Source organism: Streptomyces sp. NBC_00569 (genome assembly GCF_036345255.1).
In the GTDB taxonomy this organism is placed as follows: domain Bacteria; phylum Actinomycetota; class Actinomycetes; order Streptomycetales; family Streptomycetaceae; genus Streptomyces.
The window spans coordinates 2,542,284-2,562,028 of the sequence record NZ_CP107783.1 but is presented as its reverse complement, the minus strand read 5'-3'; the positions used below and the strand labels follow the sequence as shown (position 1 = coordinate 2,562,028).

At 72.3% G+C, this 19,745-nt stretch carries 13 protein-coding genes and 1 pseudogene; 3 read left to right on the top strand and 11 right to left on the bottom strand.

Translation table 11 applies throughout. The features are described from left to right. Nucleotides 1-17 precede the first annotated feature (17 nt). The 4 genes from OHO83_RS11630 to OHO83_RS11615 all read right to left on the bottom strand — a co-directional run bounded on the left by OHO83_RS11630 (nt 18) and on the right by OHO83_RS11615 (nt 5,574). Complete coding sequence (locus OHO83_RS11630; RefSeq protein WP_330279405.1) at nt 18-2,060, bottom strand: hypothetical protein; 2,043 nt, start codon at nt 2,058-2,060, stop codon at nt 18-20. Nucleotides 2,061-2,071: 11 nt separating this feature from the next. Then, the gene (locus OHO83_RS11625; protein ID WP_266675431.1) at nt 2,072-3,424 is read right to left on the bottom strand and encodes an EsaB/YukD family protein; all 1,353 of its coding nucleotides are present in this window, start codon (nt 3,422-3,424) and stop codon (nt 2,072-2,074) included. Between the two features lie 13 nt (nt 3,425-3,437). Beyond that, a complete protein-coding gene (locus tag OHO83_RS11620) occupies nt 3,438-4,187 on the bottom strand; it encodes a pentapeptide repeat-containing protein (RefSeq protein WP_266675432.1) in 750 nt (249 codons plus the stop codon). A gap of 91 nt (nt 4,188-4,278) precedes the next feature. Continuing rightward, nucleotides 4,279-5,574, bottom strand: coding sequence for a CynX/NimT family MFS transporter (locus OHO83_RS11615; RefSeq protein ID WP_330279404.1), 1,296 nt, complete (start codon nt 5,572-5,574; stop codon nt 4,279-4,281). A 138-nt stretch (nt 5,575-5,712) separates the two neighbouring features. On the opposite strand from OHO83_RS11615, the gene OHO83_RS11610 reads away from it, so the two are divergent. Then, nucleotides 5,713-6,423: a FadR/GntR family transcriptional regulator gene (locus OHO83_RS11610; RefSeq protein WP_330279403.1), complete on the top strand. Its 711-nt coding sequence runs from the start codon at nt 5,713-5,715 to the stop codon at nt 6,421-6,423. Between the two features lie 72 nt (nt 6,424-6,495). Here the strand turns inward: OHO83_RS11610 and OHO83_RS11605 are convergent, their stop codons facing one another. The 5 genes from OHO83_RS11605 to OHO83_RS11585 all read right to left on the bottom strand — a co-directional run bounded on the left by OHO83_RS11605 (nt 6,496) and on the right by OHO83_RS11585 (nt 15,636). Further along, nucleotides 6,496-9,120, bottom strand: a complete 2,625-nt coding sequence (locus tag OHO83_RS11605) for a glycoside hydrolase family 31 protein (protein WP_330279402.1) — start codon at nt 9,118-9,120, stop codon at nt 6,496-6,498. 283 nt (nt 9,121-9,403) lie between these two features. Then, nucleotides 9,404-12,196: an NHLP bacteriocin export ABC transporter permease/ATPase subunit gene (locus OHO83_RS11600; RefSeq protein WP_266676772.1), complete on the bottom strand. Its 2,793-nt coding sequence runs from the start codon at nt 12,194-12,196 to the stop codon at nt 9,404-9,406. A 67-nt stretch (nt 12,197-12,263) separates the two neighbouring features. Further along, nucleotides 12,264-14,519, bottom strand: coding sequence for an NHLP family bacteriocin export ABC transporter peptidase/permease/ATPase subunit (locus OHO83_RS11595; RefSeq protein WP_330279401.1), 2,256 nt, complete (start codon nt 14,517-14,519; stop codon nt 12,264-12,266). Next, a complete protein-coding gene (locus OHO83_RS11590; protein ID WP_266675436.1) occupies nt 14,504-15,307 on the bottom strand; it encodes an HlyD family efflux transporter periplasmic adaptor subunit in 804 nt (267 codons plus the stop codon). The genes OHO83_RS11595 and OHO83_RS11590 overlap by 16 nt, the downstream gene beginning before the upstream one ends. Nucleotides 15,308-15,408: 101 nt before the next feature. Beyond that, entirely contained in the window at nt 15,409-15,636 is a 228-nt protein-coding gene (locus tag OHO83_RS11585) for a type A2 lantipeptide (RefSeq protein ID WP_116507716.1), read from the bottom strand. A 398-nt stretch (nt 15,637-16,034) separates the two neighbouring features. Here OHO83_RS11585 and OHO83_RS11580 point away from each other — a divergent pair, with 398 nt between their 5' ends. Then, nucleotides 16,035-16,649 carry a hypothetical protein gene (locus OHO83_RS11580; RefSeq protein WP_266675437.1) on the top strand — a complete coding sequence of 205 codons (615 nt, stop codon included), beginning with the start codon at nt 16,035-16,037 and terminating at the stop codon, nt 16,647-16,649. A 57-nt stretch (nt 16,650-16,706) separates the two neighbouring features. Then, a complete protein-coding gene (locus tag OHO83_RS11575) occupies nt 16,707-17,003 on the top strand; it encodes a hypothetical protein (RefSeq protein ID WP_266675438.1) in 297 nt (98 codons plus the stop codon). A gap of 59 nt (nt 17,004-17,062) precedes the next feature. Here the strand turns inward: OHO83_RS11575 and OHO83_RS11570 are convergent. Further along, a pseudogene (locus OHO83_RS11570) lies at nt 17,063-18,200 on the bottom strand (lactonase family protein). Nucleotides 18,201-18,302: 102 nt separating this feature from the next. Continuing rightward, entirely contained in the window at nt 18,303-19,646 is a 1,344-nt protein-coding gene (locus tag OHO83_RS11565; protein WP_266675440.1) for an MFS transporter, read from the bottom strand. Between the last annotated feature and the right edge of the window lie 99 nt (nt 19,647-19,745).

The window sequence follows — 19,745 nt, the reverse complement described above, 5'->3', positions numbered from 1 at the left end:
CGACCGCCGCGCCGCCGCTACCTCGCCGCGGCCGCCCGCTGCACCGCCTCGGCCGCCAGCCCCGTGGCCGCCCGGCGCGTCGCCTCCGACAGGAGCGCCGTCCGGATCGGGCCTCCCGCGGCCAGATGACGGTCGTACGGCAGGTGCACGACCGCGACCCCCGTCTCCCGCAGATGCGCCGTCGCCGCCTTCAGGTCGAGCGTCATGTCGGGCGCGCTCGACGTGAGCGCGACGACGGTGGCGGCCAGGGCCGCCTTCGGCAGCTGCGCAAGCCAGTCGAGCACCACGCGCGTGCCGCCCACGCCCTCCACCGTCATCGGGGCGACCACCACGCGCGCGTGCGCCGTGTCCATCGCCGTACGCGCCACCTCGCCCGGCAGCGTCTCGCAGTCCACGACCGTCACCGCGAAGTAGCGCCGCAGCGCGAGCGACAGAGTCCTGTACGTGCGCACGTCCAGCGGAGCGCCGACGCGGCCCTGGCTCGCCGGGAGGAGCCAGCCGCCGTCGGTGACCGGCACGAGATAGCCGGTGACGTCGGTGAGCTGCATCGACGGTTTGAGGATCTGCGCGAGATCCGGGCACGACCAGCGCACCGACTCCGCGCCAAGACGCACCGGCAGCGTGCCGAGTGCGGCGTCCGCCTCCAGCGCGAGCACCGGGTCGTGACGGTAGTGGTTGAGGGTGCGGGCGAGGAGGGCGGACACGGTGGTCTTGCCCACGCCCCCGCGGATCGACGTCACGGCGACCACCCGGCCGTTGGCCACCGGCTGCTGCAACTCCCGTGCGAGACGCGTCTCTTCGGACACCTCCTGCGCGGCGGACGAGGCGAGCCGGCGCAACGAGCGCCCGGTACGCCGCGCCACGGTGTCCCCGTGCTGAGCCCGCCCGAGTGCCCCCGCGAGTCGCGGGTCGACGGTGGGGACGGATTCGGGGGTGACGGCGGGGAGGCGGGAGTTCCGCGAGCGGGAGTGGGGGGCGACTGCGGGCGTGTGCGGCTGGGGTGCGGGCGCGGGTGCAGGCGCGTAGGGGGCGGGGAGCCCTGAGGGGGCCGGCGCGGACGGCAGGGGTGAGGACGGGGTGGACGGGGGCGGGGCGGGCGCCGGGGTGTGGACGGGGGCGCTGGGGGCGGGTGGCGTGGCGTCTGTGACGTTGGCCTGGGGTGTGGGGGTGGGTGTGCTGGGGGTCGGGGTGTGGGTGGTGGTGACCGGGGCGGGTGGCGTGGCGTCTGTGATGTCGGCTCGGGGGGTGGGGGTGGGCCCGCCGGGGCCTGGGGTGTGGGTGGCTGTCACTGGGGCGGGCGGCGTGGCGTCTGCGACCGGGGCGGGTGGCGTGGCGTCTGTGACTGGGGTGGATGGCCGCGCGTCCGTGACTGGGGTGGAAGGCCGCGCGTCCGTGATCTCGGCCGGGGGTACCGGTGTTGGTGTGGCCTTCGTCTTGATCTCGATGGACACGTTCGGTATCGCGGAGGAGCCCGTGCTCATGGGGCGGGTCTCCGGCGCCGGGGGCTCTGCGGCCGCCGGTGCGTCGCCGGGGCCGTCGGTTGACGCCTCCGGGACCGGTGCCGCATCCGTGACGTCGGCCTTGAGCAGAGACGTCGGCGCGCCCGGCGCCGGGGCAGGCGCGGGCACCGCAAGGGTGGCGTTCGCGTCCGTCGGTGGCGTCGGTCGCTCCGCTCGGCCTGCCGCCATGCGCGCCGCCAGTGACGCCGCCCGGCGCGGGGCCGGGGCGGACGCCTGACGCGGCTCCGGGGTGACCGTCCGGGGAGTCGGCTCATCCGTGGCGTCGCCGTCCGGGTCGAGCGGCGGTGACGGCGACGGGCCGGGGCCCGCGTCCGGTGAAGGGGCCGTGTTGGGCCGTCGGCGCGGAAGCCGGGCGCGCCCGGGCGCGGGCGGTGGCGCCACCGAGGTCTCCGCCTCGCCACCCGCCCCGGAGTCCTGCCCCGCCGGCCCGGAACCGGGCACCTCGGACGCGGTCATCCCGCCGCCCTCCCCGCCCAGTTGTGCCTGGGTCTGCCTGAGCAGGTCCCGCAGGACGTTGTTCTGCCAGTCGTTCTGCGTCATTCCCCGAGCCCTTACGCGAAGGTGCCGAGCAGACGCCCGTACACACCGAACACGCCGATCACCAACGGGAGCAGCGCGATCACACCGACCGATTCGAGTACGTCGCCGACGCGGCGCAGCCGGACCCGCACAAGTTCCGCGGGCCGCACGGCCGACACCCCGAGCGACATCAGCGCGAGCAGGACCAGCGCGGCCGGCGGCCCCGCCGCGCCCGAGCCGTCGTCGAGCCACACCCACGCGAGCCGTACGGCCACCACCGCTCCGGCGCCGAGCAGCGCGACCACTTCCCCGGTCAGGGGAAAGGCCCGCGCGCGCAGCGCCAGTACGAGCGCGACGGCGACCGCGAGCAGCACCGTCCACACCGTGGGAGCCCGCAGCGCGCACACCGCGGCGACGGCCGCCGAGACCGCGAGGACGCCGGAGGCGAGAGCGAGTTCGCGATGGGTGGCGGCCAGCGCCGTGGACACCTCGTAGCGGCTGACCGAAGCCCCGCCGGACCGGCGGTCGTCGAGACCCGACAGGCCCGACGCGTGGAGCGAGAGACGCGGGAGCAGTCCCAGCGCGACCACGGAGGCGACCGCTACGAGCGCACCCGCGCGAGCCGACTCCTGCGCCGTGCCGCCACCCGACTGCAGGGCGAGAGCGGCCTCCCAGCAGATCCCGCACCCGGCAACGGCCGCCGCGCCCACCACACCGCTCCGGCCCACCGGCGAGAACAGCCCGAGCAACAGCAGTGCCCCGGCCAACACCCCGCCCACGCACGCCAGGCGCGCCGCACCCGGCCAGCCGTACGCGTCGGCGAGCGTCCAGGCGCCGAGTACACCGACCGCACCGGCCGTCGCGATCAGCGTCGTCGCGAGCCCCTTGTGCCCGGCCCGCCCGAAGAGCGCCCCGGCGAGCGCCGCGAGGGAGGCAGCCGCGAGCGACGTGCCGCTGACGGCGGACAGCGCGTCCGCCTGGCCCTGACGTGCCAGGAGCCCGGCGAGCACGGCCCAGACGACGGTGGCCGCACCGGCCACCACCCTGCGCGCGGCGGGCCGCCAGCACCAGGTGCGCAGGTCGATGTCGGCGTGAGCCGCAGGCACGGACACCGACTCCTCTACGGGTACGAGGCGCAGCACCGCGCCGTCGGACACGCCCGCGGACTCCAGCGTGCTGTCGGCTTCGAGCGCCGACCCGTCGGCGGCGACGAGGCGGTGGCGCGAGGTGCGGGGGAAGCTGTCGTCTTCGAGGAGCCGCAGCACTTCCGGCAGGAGCACGCCGAGCGGCTCGCGGGACGGCAGGACGAGTTCGACGCGTCCGCGCGCACCCACCAAGGTGACTCGGCTCAGCGCCGTACGGCTCAGTGGCCCCGTCGATATCACGCGGTCGAACCTATCATCGGGCCGAAGACGTGCTGGTCGGCGTGGTGGACGGGGTTCCGGTGGGCGGAAACGGCCGGTTGTGCAGGTTCCCTGAGGCTGTGTCGGCGCGTGCGTCGGTGCGGGGGGCCGGACGGGAACCGAGGACCTGGACGGCCGCGCCGCGGCTGTTCAGCCACTTCTCGAGTGCGGGGCCCGCCAGTTCGTGCGGCGGACCGCTTCCTTCGAGGCGTGCGGGGCCGAAGACGGTGCCGGTGAGGCCCTCGACGCGCGTGCGGTCGTCGAGGACCGCTTTGAGGGACGTTTCGCGCACCGAGGCGCCGGTGAGGTCGGCGCCCTCCAGACGCGCGTCGAGGAACGAGGCACCGTTGAGCCGCGCGCCGCGGAAAGAGGCCGCCCGCGCGTCGACCCCGTAGAGCTCCGCGCTGCCGAGGCTCGCCGCCACGAGGACCGCGCCCCTCAGGTCGGCCTCGTCGAGGATCGCCTTCGTCAGGCAGGCGCGGGAGAGATCGGCACCTTCCAGGACCGCCCCTTCCAAGTGCGCGCGATACAAGTCCGTGCCGACGAGCCGGGCGCCGCGCAACACGGTCCCCGTGAGCAGCCCCACGGCCAGATCGAGGCCGGAGAGGTCGGCGTGGGACAGGTCGAGTTCCGCCACATCGAGCAGTGAATCGCCTTGCCGCGCCCACGACCTGAGAACGGCGGCCGCCTCGGGGTTGGCGGGCGCGACGCGGACACGACGTCGCGAATCGGCTGTGGCGGACACCCTCACCCCTTCCTCCGTGCGCTCGCGCGGACACACTGGCGGACATCGTACGAGCAGCCCGAGTCGCACGAGCAAACCCCCTGGTGCGGGGTCAGCGGCCGGAGCTCGGCGCGTTCTCCTGGCCCGAGGGGGAGGGCGCTCCTGCGGTGGGGGTGTGTGCCGTGTGCTCGTCGTCGAGTTGGCGGTCGCGGCCCGCGCCGACGCCCGCGATGCCCATCGGTACGCACAGCGCCGCGAGCAGCAGCATCGGTGCCGTCCAGCCGTCGGTCGCGTCGTGCAGGGCGCCGAGCACGAACGGGCCCGCGGCGGCGAGCAGATAGCCGACACCCTGCGCCATGCCTGACATCTGCGCGGCGCGGGTGCTGTCCGGGGAGCGCAGGACGATGACGGCGAGTGCGGTGCTGATCAGGAGGCCGCTGCCGAAGCCCTGCATGAGCATCCACGCGTACGCACCGCCGACGGGTGCGAACGCGAGGCCGACGAGCGACGCACCGAACAGGACCGTGCCGCACAGTGCGAACGGGACCTGATGGCGGGCGCGGCCCACGAGCGCCGTGAAGGTGAGCGAGCCGACGATCCCGACCAGGCTCATCAGCGACAGCATCCAGCCGGCCTCCGTGCTCGACATGCCCTCGCTCGTCAGCATGGCCGGGATCCACGCGGCGCACGCGTAGTACACCAGCGACTGAAGTCCCATCAGGAAGGTGATCTGCCAGGCGAGACGTGAGTGGCGCAGCGGCCGGCGCGAGACGTCGGGCGCCCCGGCTCCCTTGTTCGTGACGGGAGTCGGGGCCTCCTGGCGCCCGGCGCGCAGCTGCGGGAGCCAGACCAGGAACGCCAGCGCCGACAGGACGGCCCACACTCCGATGGAGCCGCGCCAGCCGAAGCCGACGGCCTGCCCGAGCGGAACGGTGACGCCGGCCGCGAGGGCCGCCCCGCAGAAGAGGGCGACCGAGTACAGGCCCATCATCAGGCCGGTGCGCTGGTGGAAGTGGCGCTTGATCACGCTCGGCACGAGCACGTTGGAGAGGGAGATGGCGGCCCCGAGGAGCACCGTGCCCGCGAACAGGGCCGGCAGACCCGGCGCGAGGCGCAGCGCGATGCCCGCCGTGAGAAGGACCATCATCGCGCCGAGCGCGCGGCTCATACCGATCCGGAGCGACAGGCGCGAGGCGAACGGCGCGAGCAGGCCGAAGCACAGGATCGGCAGCGTGGTGAGGAGCCCGGCGAGCGGGGCGCTCAGGCCCGTGGAGTGACGTATCGCGTCGAGCTCGGGCGACACGGAGACGACCCCGGGGCGCAGGTTCACGGCGATGAGGAGGACGCCGGTGGCGAGGAGGGCCGTGGGGGCGGCGGCGGGGGTGGTGGGGGCGTCACTTCGGGGCATGTGCTCCAAAATAACATCCCATGTTTCACGCTCTATGTTTCGAAATCTTGCACATATCGCTATAAAACGCCTGTACTGCGCCAAACAAATATGGGATATTTAAGAGCCCGTCTCGTCCCGCCTGAAAGGCCCACCGTCTTGCCCGAAGCAGCGTCCGGAACCACCCTGGTCCAGCGGACCATCGGCAGGATCCAGCAGGCGATCGAGAGCGGCGCCTGGCCCGTGGGCCGGAAGATCCCCGCCGAGGGGCAGCTCGTGGAGTCGCTCGGGGTGGGGCGGAACACCGTGCGCGAAGCGGTCCGCGCGCTGTGTCACACCGGGCTGCTCGAAGCGCGCCGCGGGGACGGTACGTACGTACGCGCGGCCAGCGATCTGAACGCGGCGCTCCAGCGACGGCTGCGCAGGGCCGAGCTCGGCCATGTCCTCCAGGTGCGCCTCGCCCTCGAACGTGAGGCCGCTCCCGCCGCGGCCAGGGAGCGCGGCGAGGAGGACCTCGCCAGGATCATCTCGGCACTGCTCGCGCGGCGCCGGGCCAACGAGGGGGACGATCGGGCCGAGATGGTCGAGCGTGACCTGGAGTTCCACCGTGCCGTCGTCGCCGCGAGCGGCAACCCGCTCATGACCGACCTCTACGAGAGCATCACGGAGGCGGTCCGCGACAGCATCGCCGCGCTCCACCCCAGCTGGCCGCCCGAGGAGCCCGGCGCGAACGCGCACGACGACCTCGCGGACGCCATCGCCCGCCGCGACCCGGAAGCGGCGTCGCGCGCGGCATGGCAGCACACGCGCACCGTGGAGGAGGCCCTGTCGCGCATCGTGGCGAACAACCCTGGCGCCAGCGGGAGTTGACCGCCATACGGGGTGATGGCCGAGGGCGGGCCCGCACTGCGGACCCGCCCCCACTTCACTCCGTACCGCGGATCAGCGCCGCAGCGACACCGTGAAGTCGCGGTCGAGGGACTGACGCGCGGTCTTCACCGTCGTCACCCCCGTGTCCGCGTCGTAGTACCAGCCGGACCCGGCCGCGGCGAGCGCGTCCGCCGAGGCGACGCGGGGCAGCGCGCGCCCCTCCGCCGACACCCGGTGCGGCGCGCTCTCGCCGTGGACGGTGAACCGGTAGGCGCGGGCGTCGGGCTTGTTCTTGTAACTGCCCTTGCTGGCACCGACGTTGACCTCGGTCATGTGCCTGCCCTGGTCGACGGTGACGCGCTGTGTCGCCGACGCGCCCTTGGCGAACTCGCGGGTCACCCCGTCGTCCTCGTACAGCGTGTAGGAGGAGCGGCCCTGCGGATACACGTCCCAGTCCAGCTCGTGGACGTCACGGGACTTGTACGACGTCGTGCCCTTCGGCCACATCGGCACGACCGCACCGGACTTGACGAAGAGGGGGAGCGTGTCGATGGGCGCGTGGTAGCCGTCGAGCGTGGTCGGACCGTGGTACGTCTTGCCCGTCCAGTAGTCCGTCCACGTGCCCTTGGGCAGGTAGATGCCGTCGCGGGTGTCCGAGTCCTTGTAGACCGGGGCGACCAGGAAGTCGTCGCCCGCCAGGTACTCGTACTTGGCGTTCGCGCCCAGCGTGGCCGGGTCGTCCGGGTACTCCAGGTAGAGCGGGCGCACGCCGCCGACGCCGGTCTTCGCCGCCTCGGAGGACAGCGTGTACAGGTACGGCAGCAGGCGTTCGCGCAGCTGGAGGTACTTGCGGTTGATGGACGTGTAGGGCTCGCCGTCCACCCACGGCTGCTGGTTGATCTTCTGCCCGGTGGTCATGTCCCTGGCCCAGCCGTCCATCGTCATGATGGCCGGCAGGAACGTCTTGGCCTGGAGGTCACGCGCGTACATCTTGGCGTCGTGGCTGTAGATGCTGCCCACGTCTCCGGTGTTGTACGCGATGCCCGACATCGTGGCGCCCGCGTACGTCGGGATCTGCCAGCGCACATAGTCCCACGACAGCTTCTGGTCGCCGCTCCACAGCACGCCGCAGCGCTGCGCGCCCGCCCACGAGACGGGCATCCAGACGAAGCCGCGCGCGTCGCTGTTGTCCTCGATGCCGGCCTTCGCCTTGTCGCAGGCGTCCAGGGACATGCCGTAGCCGTTGCCGACCCAGGCGACGTCGAGCTTCGCGACGCGCTGACCGGCCTTGACCTGATCGGCGAGCTTGTCGATGCCGTCCTGGGTCCACAGGCCCATCTCGGCGCCCCGGTCCTGGAGGCCCTTCGCGGTCTCGGCGAGGTTCTCGTAGCCGCAGCCGTAGCCGTCGTTGACGAGCATCCAGCCGAGCGGCAGCTGGTGGTCGACGTACCCGTCCGCGACCTTCAGCGAGTCGAGGGTGTGGCGCTCGCCCTGGTTGGCGTTGTGGAGATAGCAGTCGGCGTCGCCGGGTTCGAGGCCGTACACCGGCGGCATGAACGGCTTGCCGACCAGCGACGTGTAGCCGCCGATCACCTTCTTCGCGTCACCGAGGAAGTAGTACGCGTCGAGGCGGCGCTCCTGCTGGCCCGCGTGGACCGAGGGGCCGAAGTCGTAGACGCCCGGGGCGAAGGTGTTGCGGTAGACGCCGTAGCCCGCCGAAGAGAGGTAGAACGGCTGCGAGTTGTTGTAGCCGCCCTCGTTCCAGTTGGTGTTGTTCGCGACGTAGACCGTCTTGTCACGGTGCGAGAACGAGCCGTTCTGCTCGCCGCCGCCGAAGAACTGCTCGTCCTTGGCGCGCTCCAGGCTCTGCCGCATGCCGCCGGTGGACCAGCGCAGGGGCTTGTCCTCCTGCCAGATCCGCGTCCTGTTGTCGGCCTTGTAGAGGCCGAAGCGCAGGGGCTTCTTGTAGACGCGCAGGACGGCGCCGGCGGAGCGGATCCCGTAGTACGCGCCGGCGTCGAAGGACGACGTGTGCTTGTCGAGGGCGGGCTGCTTGCGCACGATCTGCGAGCCGGCCGGGTCGCTGAACGTGCCGGACGGGTCGGCCTGGAGGCGCAGTTGACCGCCTGTCAGGAAGTCGGCCCGGGCCTTGAGGGTGCCGGCCCCGATGGTGTAGCTGCCGTCCTTGCCCGTGAAGGAGGTCAGGTCGCCCGCGTCGGTCGTCTCGGGCAGATACGCCTTGCCGACGAAGGAGTTGTCGTGCACGTCGTAGGGGACGACCACGACGTGGTACGTGCCGTTCGCCTTCGGGATCACCGTGGCCTCGGGGTCGGCGGTGCCCGCGCTGGCGGCGACCTGCTTGCCCGCGTCGTCGAACACGTACATGTCGAAGTCGTCGGTGGGCTGCTTCGCCCACTCGATCGAGACGGGCACGCCGCCCTCGGGGTTGTCGTCCCAGTAGCCGTCAGGGACCGACACCTTGAGGTCGAAGCGGTCGCACACCTTGTTGTCGGGGTCGTCCGCGGCGGCCGGGCACTTGCCGGGATCACCCACGGTCCCCGCGGCGTACACGGGGCTCTGCCAGGTCACGCTCTTGTGGCCGTCGTCCAGGACGCCGCTGCCGGGGGTCGCCGCCCTCGCCTGCTGGGCGGGGGCCCCGAGGAGGGTCGCGCCGAGGAGTGCGGCCGTGCCGATCACCGCCAAGGTGCCCGCGCGGGACGGTCGTTGCCGTCTCAGCCGTCGTTGCCGCAGTCTTCGCAATCCGTGCAAGGTGCATCTCCGCTCAACCCGAGTGACCCGTGGAGCCCGGCCGGTCGATGTTTACCAGTGCTTGAACTATTGCTGTTTCGAGCAACTTCGAGCACGAAGGTTCACAGGGTTCGGAGGTTCTGTCAATGTCCTTGCACGGGCTGCGTCCTGGCGCGGGCTGCGTCCTCACGGAGGCGTGCGGCCCTGGCGCGAGCCGCGTTCCCCGTGCGAGCTAAGCCATCTGACGCCGTACCAGCTCGTGCAGCCGCCCGTTCGTGTCCGCGAGCAGCTGGGCCGGCGGTCCCTGCTGGACGACGCGGCCGTCCGCCATGACGATCACCCGGTCCGCGTCCATCACGGTGGACAGGCGGTGGGCGATGACGATGCGCGTGGCGTTCAGGGCGCGGGTGCTGTCGATGACGGTGCGCTGGGTCTCGTTGTCGAGCGCGCTCGTGGCCTCGTCGAAGAACAGGATGCGCGGCCGGCGGATCAGCGCCTGCGCGATCATCAGGCGCTGGCGCTGGCCGCCGGAGATGGCGCCGCCGCCGGCGATCATCGTGTGCAGCCCCATCGGCATCCGCTTGATGTCCTCGGCGAGCCCCGCCATCGCCGCCGCCTCCCACGCCTCCTCCTGCGTGAACACCTCGGCGCCGCAGATGCAGTCCAGGATCGAACCGGTCAGCGGCTGCGCGTTCTGGAGGACGACGCCGCACTGCCGGCGCACCGCGGCCTGATCCAGCGCGCCGAGGTCCTGACCGTCGTACAGGACACCGCCGGAGACCGGCTTGTCGAAGCCGATGAGGAGACGCAGGAGGGTGGACTTGCCGCAGCCGCTCGGCCCGACGACCGCGACGAACTCGCCCGGCCTGATGGACAGGTTCACGTCGTCGAGCACCAGCGGCCCGTCGTCCGTGTACCGGAAGGACACACCGCGCGCCTCGATCTCGCCGGTCAGCTCGCCCGGCTGGGTGCTGGCGGCCCGCACCTCGGGAGCCTCGTCGAGGACGGGCTTGATCTGCTCGAACATCGGCAGGACGGCCGCCGCGGAGATCAGGGCGCCCGTGAGCTGCGTGACCGACGACAGCAGCATCGTCACCGCGGTGCTGAACGTGAGGAAGTCGCCCGCGGAGAGGGTGCCGCGCGCGGGGCCCGCGAGCAGCATGAACATCACGAGCGAACACAGGGGCAGATAGACCGCGTTGAGGACCGTCGTCAGGTTCTTGATGCGGCCCGCGCGCCGCTGGAGCTCGCGGCTGCGCGCGAACTCCCCCGCCCACGAGGCGTACGCGAAGCTCTCCGCCCCCGCCACCCGCAGCTTCGGCAGACCGCGCAGTGTCTGGAACGCCTGGTTGTTGAGCTTGTTGCCGAGGACGACGAGACGGCGCTGCCAGCGCAGCTCCCACAGCCCGAGCGTGAGGAACACGCCCGCGATCACCGCGAGCATGGCGAGCGCGGTCAGTGCCAGCGGGACGCTGTAGAGGAGGAGCAGGACGAGGTTCATCGCGCCGATCGTGCCGGACTGCACCACCACCGGACCCACACCGGACATGAGACGGCGGATCGAGCTGATGCCCATGGCGGCGCTCGCCAGCTCACCCGTCGAACGCGACGCGAAGAACCTCGTCGGCAGCCTCAGCAGGCGGTCCCACACGGCGGGTTGGAGCGCACTCTCGATCCGGCCCTCCATGCGCAGGATCGTCAGATTCTGCAGCAGCATGAACGCGGCCGACACGATGCTCGTCACCATGACCGCGACGGAGACCTGCACGATGAGGTCCGTCTGGGCGTTCGGCACGTACACCCCGAGCACCCGCCCGGTGGCGACCGGCACCAGGGCTCCGATCGCGACCGTCAGGAGCCCGGCGAGCAGCAGATTGCGCACGTCGGCCCGGGTGCCGCGCGCGCTGAAGCGCAGCAGCCGCAGCGGGCTCAGCGCCCGGTCGGGCAGCGGCCGGTACAGCATGACGGCCCGCGTTTCGAACTCTTCCGCGTTGTCCTCGTCCACCCGGGTCCGCCGCCCGCTCGACGGATGCACGGCCTCGTACCCGCCGCGCCGCCACAGCAGTGCGACCGGGGTGCCGGACGCCGCGCGGTGACCCACCAGGGGACCCGCGTTCTCGCGCCACCAGCGTCCGTCGAGGCGGACCGCGCGGGTGCGGATCCGTGAGGCGACGGCGACCTGCTCGACCGGGTCGACGCGGTCGCTGACGGCGCCGCTCCGCTCGGGCGCCGTGAGGGTGATCCCGGCCGCGCCCGCGACCAGCTTGCACGCCGCGTACGTCGCGTCGTCCCCGTTCCCCGAGGAGGAGCCGCGTCGCGGACCTCCCTTGCCCTGACGGCCGATGGACGCCAGCAGCGTCCGGTCGGCCTCCTCGCGGACGGTCTCGCCCGCCTTGATCCCGGCCGCGGTCCGGGTCTCGTGCGCGCTCTCCAGGCGTTCGATCCACCGGTCGAGCGCCGACAGCAGACGGAACTGCTGGTTGACCATGCGCTGCCACATCGAGCCGTCGACGAGCAGCTCGCCCACGGTGTCCGTGCTGTACGACGCCCCGTACTGCACACTGCCCGGCAGGATCGGCAGCCACAGGATGTCGTCGTCGCCCACGGAGTCGTCACCGGCCGTGCGGCCGTCGAGCGGTGCCTCGAACAGGACGCGCTGACTGCGCCCCACACCCAGGGCGAAGGCGTGCTCGAGGAGGCTGAGGGCCGCGTCCTGGGTGTCGTACTGGCTGAGGTACTGCTGGTCGTACGACCACGAGGCGTCGCCGTAGTCGGGGCGCTGGAGTTCGCGCAGGCCGATACGGCGCAGCAGGCAGCCCTGCAACGGGCGGCCCACCAACGTGTGCTGGGGTCCCTCGACCGGACCGAGCAGCAGCGTGCCCGCCTCCAGGCGGCCCAGGAAGTGCCAGTGCCCCTGGGCGGCCGCGTCGACCGCGAACAGGTCGAGCGCGCCCTGGACGACCAGCCACAGGACCTGCGGTCCTTCGAGGTTCAGGCTGCGCATGCCGGCGCAGTCCACCGGCATGCCCAGGGAGCCGAACGAGGCGGTCACCTGGTCGCCGGCCGCGTACTCCTGATCTGCGTACGTCACGTCAGTGCTCCTTGACCAGCTCGGCATACGGCCCGCCGGCGGCGACGAGCGCCTCGTGCCGGCCCCGCTCCACGATCTGGCCGTGGTCGAGGACGACGATCTCGTCGCTGTCGCGGACGGTGCTGAGGCGGTGCGCGATCACGACGCAGGCGCAGCCGCGGCGCCGCAGGTTGTCGATGATGAGCTGTTCCGTCTCGGCGTCGAGCGCGCTGGTCACCTCGTCGAGCACGAGGATGCTCGGCCGGCGCACCAGGGCCCGCGCGATCTCCAGGCGCTGTCGCTGACCGCCGGAGAAGTTCCGCCCGTCCTGCTCGACGCGGCCCTGGATGCCCCCGGGCCTGCGCGCGATCACGTCGTACAGCGCCGCGTCCTTGAGGGCGTCGATGACGGCCTCGTCCGGGATCGACGGATCCCACAGGGCCACGTTGTCACGGACCGTGCCCTCGAAGAGGAACACGTCCTGGTCGACGAAGGACACCGACGCCGACAGGGCGCCGCGCGGGATGTCCTCCAGACGCTGCCCGTCGATCCGGATCGTGCCCTCCCACGGGCTGTAGAGCCCGGAGATCAGCCGGGACACCGTCGACTTGCCGCTGCCCGAGCCGCCGACGAGCGCCACCTGCTGACCGGGTCCGACCGCCAGCGAGAAGCCCGTGAGAAGTGGCTTGTCCAACGGGCTGTACCCGAACGTGATGTCGTCGAGCGTCACGTGTCCCTTCAGGCGGCGCGTGCTCGCCGCCGCGTCGGGCCGCGTGTACAGGGCGTCCGCCGGGAAGCTCTCCACGTCCTTGAGGCGCGCCACGTCGGCGGCGAAGTCCTGGATGCGTCCCGCGACACCGTTGAGGCGGGTGATCGGCGCGGTGAACCGCGTGACGAGCGCCTGGAACGCCACGAGCAGACCCACCGACAGATGCCCCTCGACCGCGCGCAGGCCGCCGATCCACAGGATCAGGGCACTGTTGAGCGTCGCCAGGGTCGGCGCCACGATGCCGAGCCACGCGCTCGGCACCCCGAGCCGCTGCTGCTCCTCCAGGGTGGTCGCGTGCTGCCCGGCCCAGCGCCGGAAGTACCCGTTCTCGCCGCCCGTCGCCTTCATCGTCTCGATGAGCTGAAGGCCGGTGTACGAGGTGTTGGTGAGCCGCGCCGTGTCCGCGCGCAGCTTCTGCGTACGGGTGGCCCGCAGCCGGATCACGATCCGCATCGCGACGACGTTCCCGAGCGCGATGCCCACCCCGACGAGCGTGAGCTGCGGGTCGTACGTCCACAGCAGCGCCGCGTACAGGAGCACCACGACACCGTCGACGCCCGCCGCGGTCAGGTCGCGCGCCAGCGTCTCGGAGACCGCGTCGTTCGACTGGAGGCGCTGCACCAGATCGGCCGGACTGCGCTGCGCGAAGAACGTCACCGGCAGCCGCAGCAGATGACCGAAGAACCGGGCGCTGCTCAACGTCGACGCGATGACGCGCCCGCGCAGCAGATTGGCCTGCTGGAGCCAGGTGAGCACGGCCGTGAGCGCCACCATCGCGCCCATCGACGCGAACAGCGCGCCGAGGAGCGAGGTCTGGTCACCGATGAGGAACATGTCGATGTACGTGCGGCTCAGCGCGGGCAGCGCCGCGCCGACCGCGACCAGCAGGAGGCTCGCGAGCAGCGCCGCGAGCATCGTGCCCGTCGTGCCGCGAAGACGCGCGGGCAGCGCCCGCAGGACACCGGGCCTGCGCCCGCCCGGGCGGAAGCCGTCGCCGGGTTCCAGGACGAGGACGACGCCCGTGAAACTGGTGTCGAAGTCCTCGGAGGGCACGAACCTGCGGCCCTTGTCGGGGTCGTTGATGTGCACGCCGCGCCGCCCGAAGCGCCGGCCCATGCCGTCGTAGACGACGTAGTGGTTGAACTCCCAGAAGAGGATGGCGGGCGCCTCGACCTCGGCGAGCGCGGCCGGCTCCATCTGCATGCCGCGCGCCGTCATCCCGTAACTGCGGGCCGCCTTGAGGAGGTTGCTGGCCCGCGAGCCGTCGCGCGAGACGCCGCACGCGATGCGCAGCTCCTCCAGCGGGACGTGGCGGCCGTGGTGCGCCAGGACCATCGCGAGGGACGCGGCGCCGCACTCCACGGCCTCCATCTGGAGGACGGTGGGTGTGCGCACGGTGCGGTGGCGGCGGCGCGGCGGCTTCGGCGCGGGGCGCGCGCGGCGGCGGCCGTGTCCGGCCGGGGGCAGCTGCTGCTGGACTGCGGGGGAGGGGCTCACGGGAGCAGCCAATCGATCGGGCGCTGCTCGGCGAGGTGCACGGCGCCGGAGGCCGGGGTCATCGAGTCGAGCGCGTACGGGGGGCCGCCCTTGGACGACCACGCGTAGCCCGACTTGGTGGAGGGCGACGCGACGAGCTTCACGAGGACCGCGACCGTCGGGCCGCCCTTCGTGAACTGCGCGGCCAGTTCCTTGTCGCCGAGGAACGCCTCGACCCGCTGACCGCTCTGCGCCCCGCGCCCGACCGCCTGCACGTGGCCGCGCAGCATGCCGTACTGCTGGGACGGCGCCGACTGGACGGTGAGGTCCACGTCCGCTCCGACGGGCACGGTGCCCGCGCGGTCCGCGGGGACGTACAGCATCGCGAGGAGGGGGTCCTTGGTGCCGGTCTTCTCGACGGTCGCCACGTCGGAACCGGTGGTGACGACCGCGCCGATCCGGGCGACGAGTGTGGTGACGCGGCCCGCGTCGACGGTCCGCACATAGCGGTCGCCCTGCGGTGTACTGACCTTGAGGAGCGGGGAGTTCGCGGCGAGGTGCTGCCCCTCCTTGGCGAGCACACCCGTGACCTGACCGGTGACGGGGCTCTGGAGGACGTAGCTGCCCTGCGCGTGGGTGAGGACGCCGGGGACCCGCAGCGTCGAGGAGAGCGACCCGGTCACCGCCCACACGGACGCGGCCGCCATCACGACGAGCGTCACGGCCAGCGCGAGTACGCCCTGGGGCCTGGCGAGCCGCACGGGAAGGTCGAGTTCCTCGGGCGACTGCAGTTTGGACAGGGCCTGTTGACGGAACTGCACGACGTACTTCCCTTACGTGTCTTCCTGTCCGGCGAGGTGCCGGGAGTGCCCAAGGGCCCCGGAACCGGGGGGAGGTTCCGGGGCCCTGGCAGAGCCGTGGCTCAGAGACCAGCGGTCAGGCCGGTGGCCAGGCCGGTGACGGCGGCGGTGTTGACGCCGGTCAGGCCCTCGACGGTGCCGGTCAGGCCACCGACGACGCCGGAGACGGGGACGATCGAGTCGGCCGTGCCGGTCAGGTTGGCGGCGAGACCGCCGACGAGGCCGCCCGACACGTTGTCGAGGTCGGCGTCGGAGATCTCGAGGGTCTCAACCTGGGGGGTGGAGTTCATGATGTGAGCTGCCCTTCTCATTGGTAATTCTCAGAATGCGTGAATCACTTGCGCAACTCCCGCAGTGCGGAGGATCAAAGCACGATGACGCCTCGCACATCCAATCGGAAGGTCCCCGGTCAGAGGCTGTGTGGGCACGTAATTACCGCCGCGTGCAGGAGCGTTCACATCGTGGGAGCAGACCCTTCACAGGATCCACAGGTCCGAATTTCCGAGCGGCCTCCATCAATTTCTGCAAAATGGACACTCCTGCATTTATGGCCGGAGCCGCATTCGAGGGTTGTGCGCATTCACAGCGCACCGTGACCGGACTGCGCATTCGGTGTGCAGGTTTGCTGGAGGGGTGCGCGGGACCGCAGGGGGGTTGTCTCCCGGGCCCCGCCGTGAACAATGGGGCGATGCTGGAGTTGTCGCAGGACACAGGCGTGACGCTGCCCGGCGGTGCGGCGGCGGTGCGGTTCGGGATGACGCCCGACGAAGTGCTGTCCGAACTCACCGAGGGCGCGATCACGCGCAGGCGGCAGTGCATGACGCTGACGCGCGAGCAGTACCCGGAGCTGCGGCACGCGCACGACGCCTGGCTCAACGGGCTTCTCCACGAACCGGACTGGGCCTTCGAGGCGGAGTTCGACGGCGTCACGCTCGGCTTCCGGGGCGGCGGCCCCGGCGCGGCGGACCGGCTGTCCCGGCTCGACGTCACCACCACGGTCCCCGCCCCCGCGACGCCGGTCGCCTGGGACGACATAGACCTCTTCGGCTACCCGGCGGGCGAGGTCGCCGAGGCCCTGCCCGAGGCCACACGGCTGCCGGAGCGCCCGGCGGCGGGAGCCGGCCGGACCGCCATCGGACTGGTCGTCGAGACCGCGGGACTGCGCCTGTCCCTGCTGACGCCCGCGGCCGCCGGCCAGCGCGTGGTGCTGCTCGGGCCCGACGCCCGGTCCTGGCAGGCGTGTTGCGACGGCGCGTGGGAGTGCGCGAAGGAAGGGGACGCGCTCACCGGGATCATGCGGTGACCTGACGGCCGTCGTCGCGTACGACCCGAAGCCGAACACGACCCAGCTCGTCCCCGCGTGGAACGTGCGGGCCTCGTACGCCCGCAGCCGTGGCGCGTCGCGATGCCTGCCGACCCGCCCGGCGAATGGAGCGCCCGCGCCCCGCTGCTCGACCCGGCGGCCGTCACGAAGACGGGCGGCCCCGCGAGGGGCCTGCGACGCGGCCCGGTCCGCCACAAGGTGTCGCCGACATCGCCGACCGGCGCCGGCCGGGATGCCGGGCCCCGGGCCTCCCGCTCCTCGTCACGGGAGCCGCCGTCGCCTGCCTGGACCTGGTGGGCCTGGTCGGCTGACCCGGTCGGCGCCGGGTCCTGAGGGTGACCGGCCGCGAACGGCCCCTCGCACGGCCGTCCGTGCTACTCCCGGACCACGCGCTACAGCGGCAGCGCGCAGACGGCGATCGGCGCGGCGAACGCGGGACCTTCCGCCGGGGTGAGCCCGCCGCCGCAGTGGTCGACGTGGAAGACCGTCACGGACCCCGACTTCTGGTTCGCGGCGAACAGCAGCTGCTCGTCGGGCGAGAAGGCGATGTGGCGCGGGAAGTCGCCGCCGACGGGGACCGTGTCGAGCAGGCGCAGCCGCGCGCCGTCCGCCTCGATCGCGTACCGGGTCAGGCTGTTGTGCCCGCGGTTGGCGAGATAGGCGAAGCCGCCCTCGGCGGTGACCAGGATCTGTGCCGGATAGCTGGTGCCGGACCCGGTGCCGGTGGGCTGCGGTTCACCGGGGGTGAGGCGTCCTGTCGGCGGGTCGTACGCGCAGACGACCACCGTGTTGTCCACCTCGTTGGCGAGGTAGGCGAAGGCCGCCCGGGTGGAACGTGAGGTGGCGGGGGCCCGCGCCCGGACGCAGCGACGCGTACGACACCTGCGTGAGCGTCCCGGCCGTCGTGTCGAGGCGGTACGTGTAGACGGTGTCGTTGCCCAGGTCGACGGCGAGCACGTGCCGACCGTCGGGGGACGTGATGATCTGGTGCGCGTGCGGGCCCTCCTGGCCGGGGCCGGGCGCGGGCTGCGAGTGGGTGACGAGGTCAGTGCGTTCACCGAGCGCGCCGGAGGCGGCGACGGGGTGTACGGCGACGTTGCCCGAGAGGTAGTTGGCGCTCAGCAGCCACCGGCCGCTCGGGTGCACCGACAGATGGCAGGGGCCCGCGCCGCCGGTGCTCTGCCGGCCGAGCACGCGCCGGTCCGCGAGCCGGACCGCCGTCACACCGCCGTCCTGCGCCTCGTCGACCGCGTACAGGGTGTGGCCGCGCGGGTGCAGCGCCAGATATGAGGGATCGTCCACTTCGCCGATCGTCCCGGCCCCGGTGATCCGGCCGGTGCGCGCGTCGTACGTGGCGAGCCCGATGCCGTTGCCACCGCCGTCCTGCGAGGTGTACGTGCCGAGGAGCAGGGGGCGTCCCGCGCGCGGCGCCCTGGCCTGCGCGGGACCCGCCGCCGCCGTGACGACACCGCCGGCCGCGACGGCCGCGATCCCGCCGAGGAAGCGGCGGCGGCCGGTGCTGCTGCTCATTCCTGGTACCTCCGGTGTCAGAGTGACGTGGCGGCTCCTACCCTGGTGTGCGCCCCCTCAACTGGCAAGAGACGCAACCATGGTTGCGTCCTGTGCAACGCTTCAGCGGTCGAGCTCCTTGTGCGCGCTCTCCGGCAGCCGCAGGTAGACCACGGACGACACCAGGCAGAGCGCGGCGACGTACCAGGGGAAGAGCCCGGCGTGCCCGGTCTGCTTGAACAGGGTGCCGACATAGGGGGCCGTCCCGCCGAAGACGGCGACGGTCAGCGAGTACGGGAAGCCGATGCCCGCCGCGCGCACCCGCGCGGGGAACACCTCGGCGTTGACCGCGGCCGAGATCGAGGTGAAACCGGTGAGCAGCACCATCCCCGCGCACTGCACCAGGAGCAGCGAGGCGAACGAGCTGCCGAGCGAGCGCAGCAGCGGCACACTGAGCAGCGCGAAACCCAGGCCGAAGAAGAGGAGCAGCGGCTTGCGCCCGAACCGGTCCGAGAGCATTCCGCCGACCGGCTGGAGCAGGGCGAAGAACGCGAGCGCGATGGTGCCCGCGACGAGGGCGTCGGCCTTGTCGATGCCCGCGTTCAGCTCCGCGTACGTGGGCAGATAGGACGTCCACGTGTAGTAGGCCAGTGTGCCGCCCGCGGTGATGCCGCAGATCAGGAGCGACTCGCGCGGGTGATGGCGCAGGGCGTCGAAGAGTCCGGGCCGCTCGGCCGCGCGCTGCTCGGCGCTGCGCGTCTCGTAGGCGCCGCGCCGGATCCAGAAGCCGACCAGGCTGAGGAGCGCGCCGAGCACGAACGGCACGCGCCAGCCCCAGCCGTCCATCTGCCCGTCGCCGAGCGTGCTCACCAGCGCCGCCGCGACTCCGGACGCCGCGAGCTGCCCGGCGGACGTCGAGACGTACTGGAAGGACGAGAACAGGCCGCGCCGTCCCGGGCCCGCCGACTCCACGAGGAAGGTGGTCGAGGCCGCGAACTCGCCCCCGACGGAGAGGCCTTGGAGCAGGCGCGCGAGGACGAGCACGACGGGCGCGAGGACGCCCGCGGCCGCGTAGGTCGGGGTGAGCCCGACCAGCAGGCTGCTGCCGCCCATCAGGAGGATGGTCACGGTCAGCGCGGCCCGGCGGCCGTGCCGGTCGGCGACCGCGCCCATGAGGAGTCCGCCGACCGGCCGCATGAAGAACCCCACGGCGAACACCGCGAACGTGGAGAGCAGCGGCACGAGGGAGTTGCCCGAGCCTTTGGGGAAGACCTGGCCCGCGATGTATGTGGCCAGAAAGGTGTAGGCGTACCAGTCGTACCACTCGACGGCGTTGCCGACCGAGGCGGCGAGGAGCTGGCGCAGCGGGCGGCGCGGGGGAGCGGTGGTCAGGGCCCCGGCCGCCGGTTCCGACGGGTCCGAGGGGCCGGACGGGGCCGGCGGGGAGGGGGACGAGCGATCTGTCATGATCGCGACCATCCCCCGAACCCCGCCGTCCCACACCTCGGCCCTCGCGGTCCGAGGCCACGGTCGGCTCAGCTCTTGCGGTACGGGATCACCGTCGGC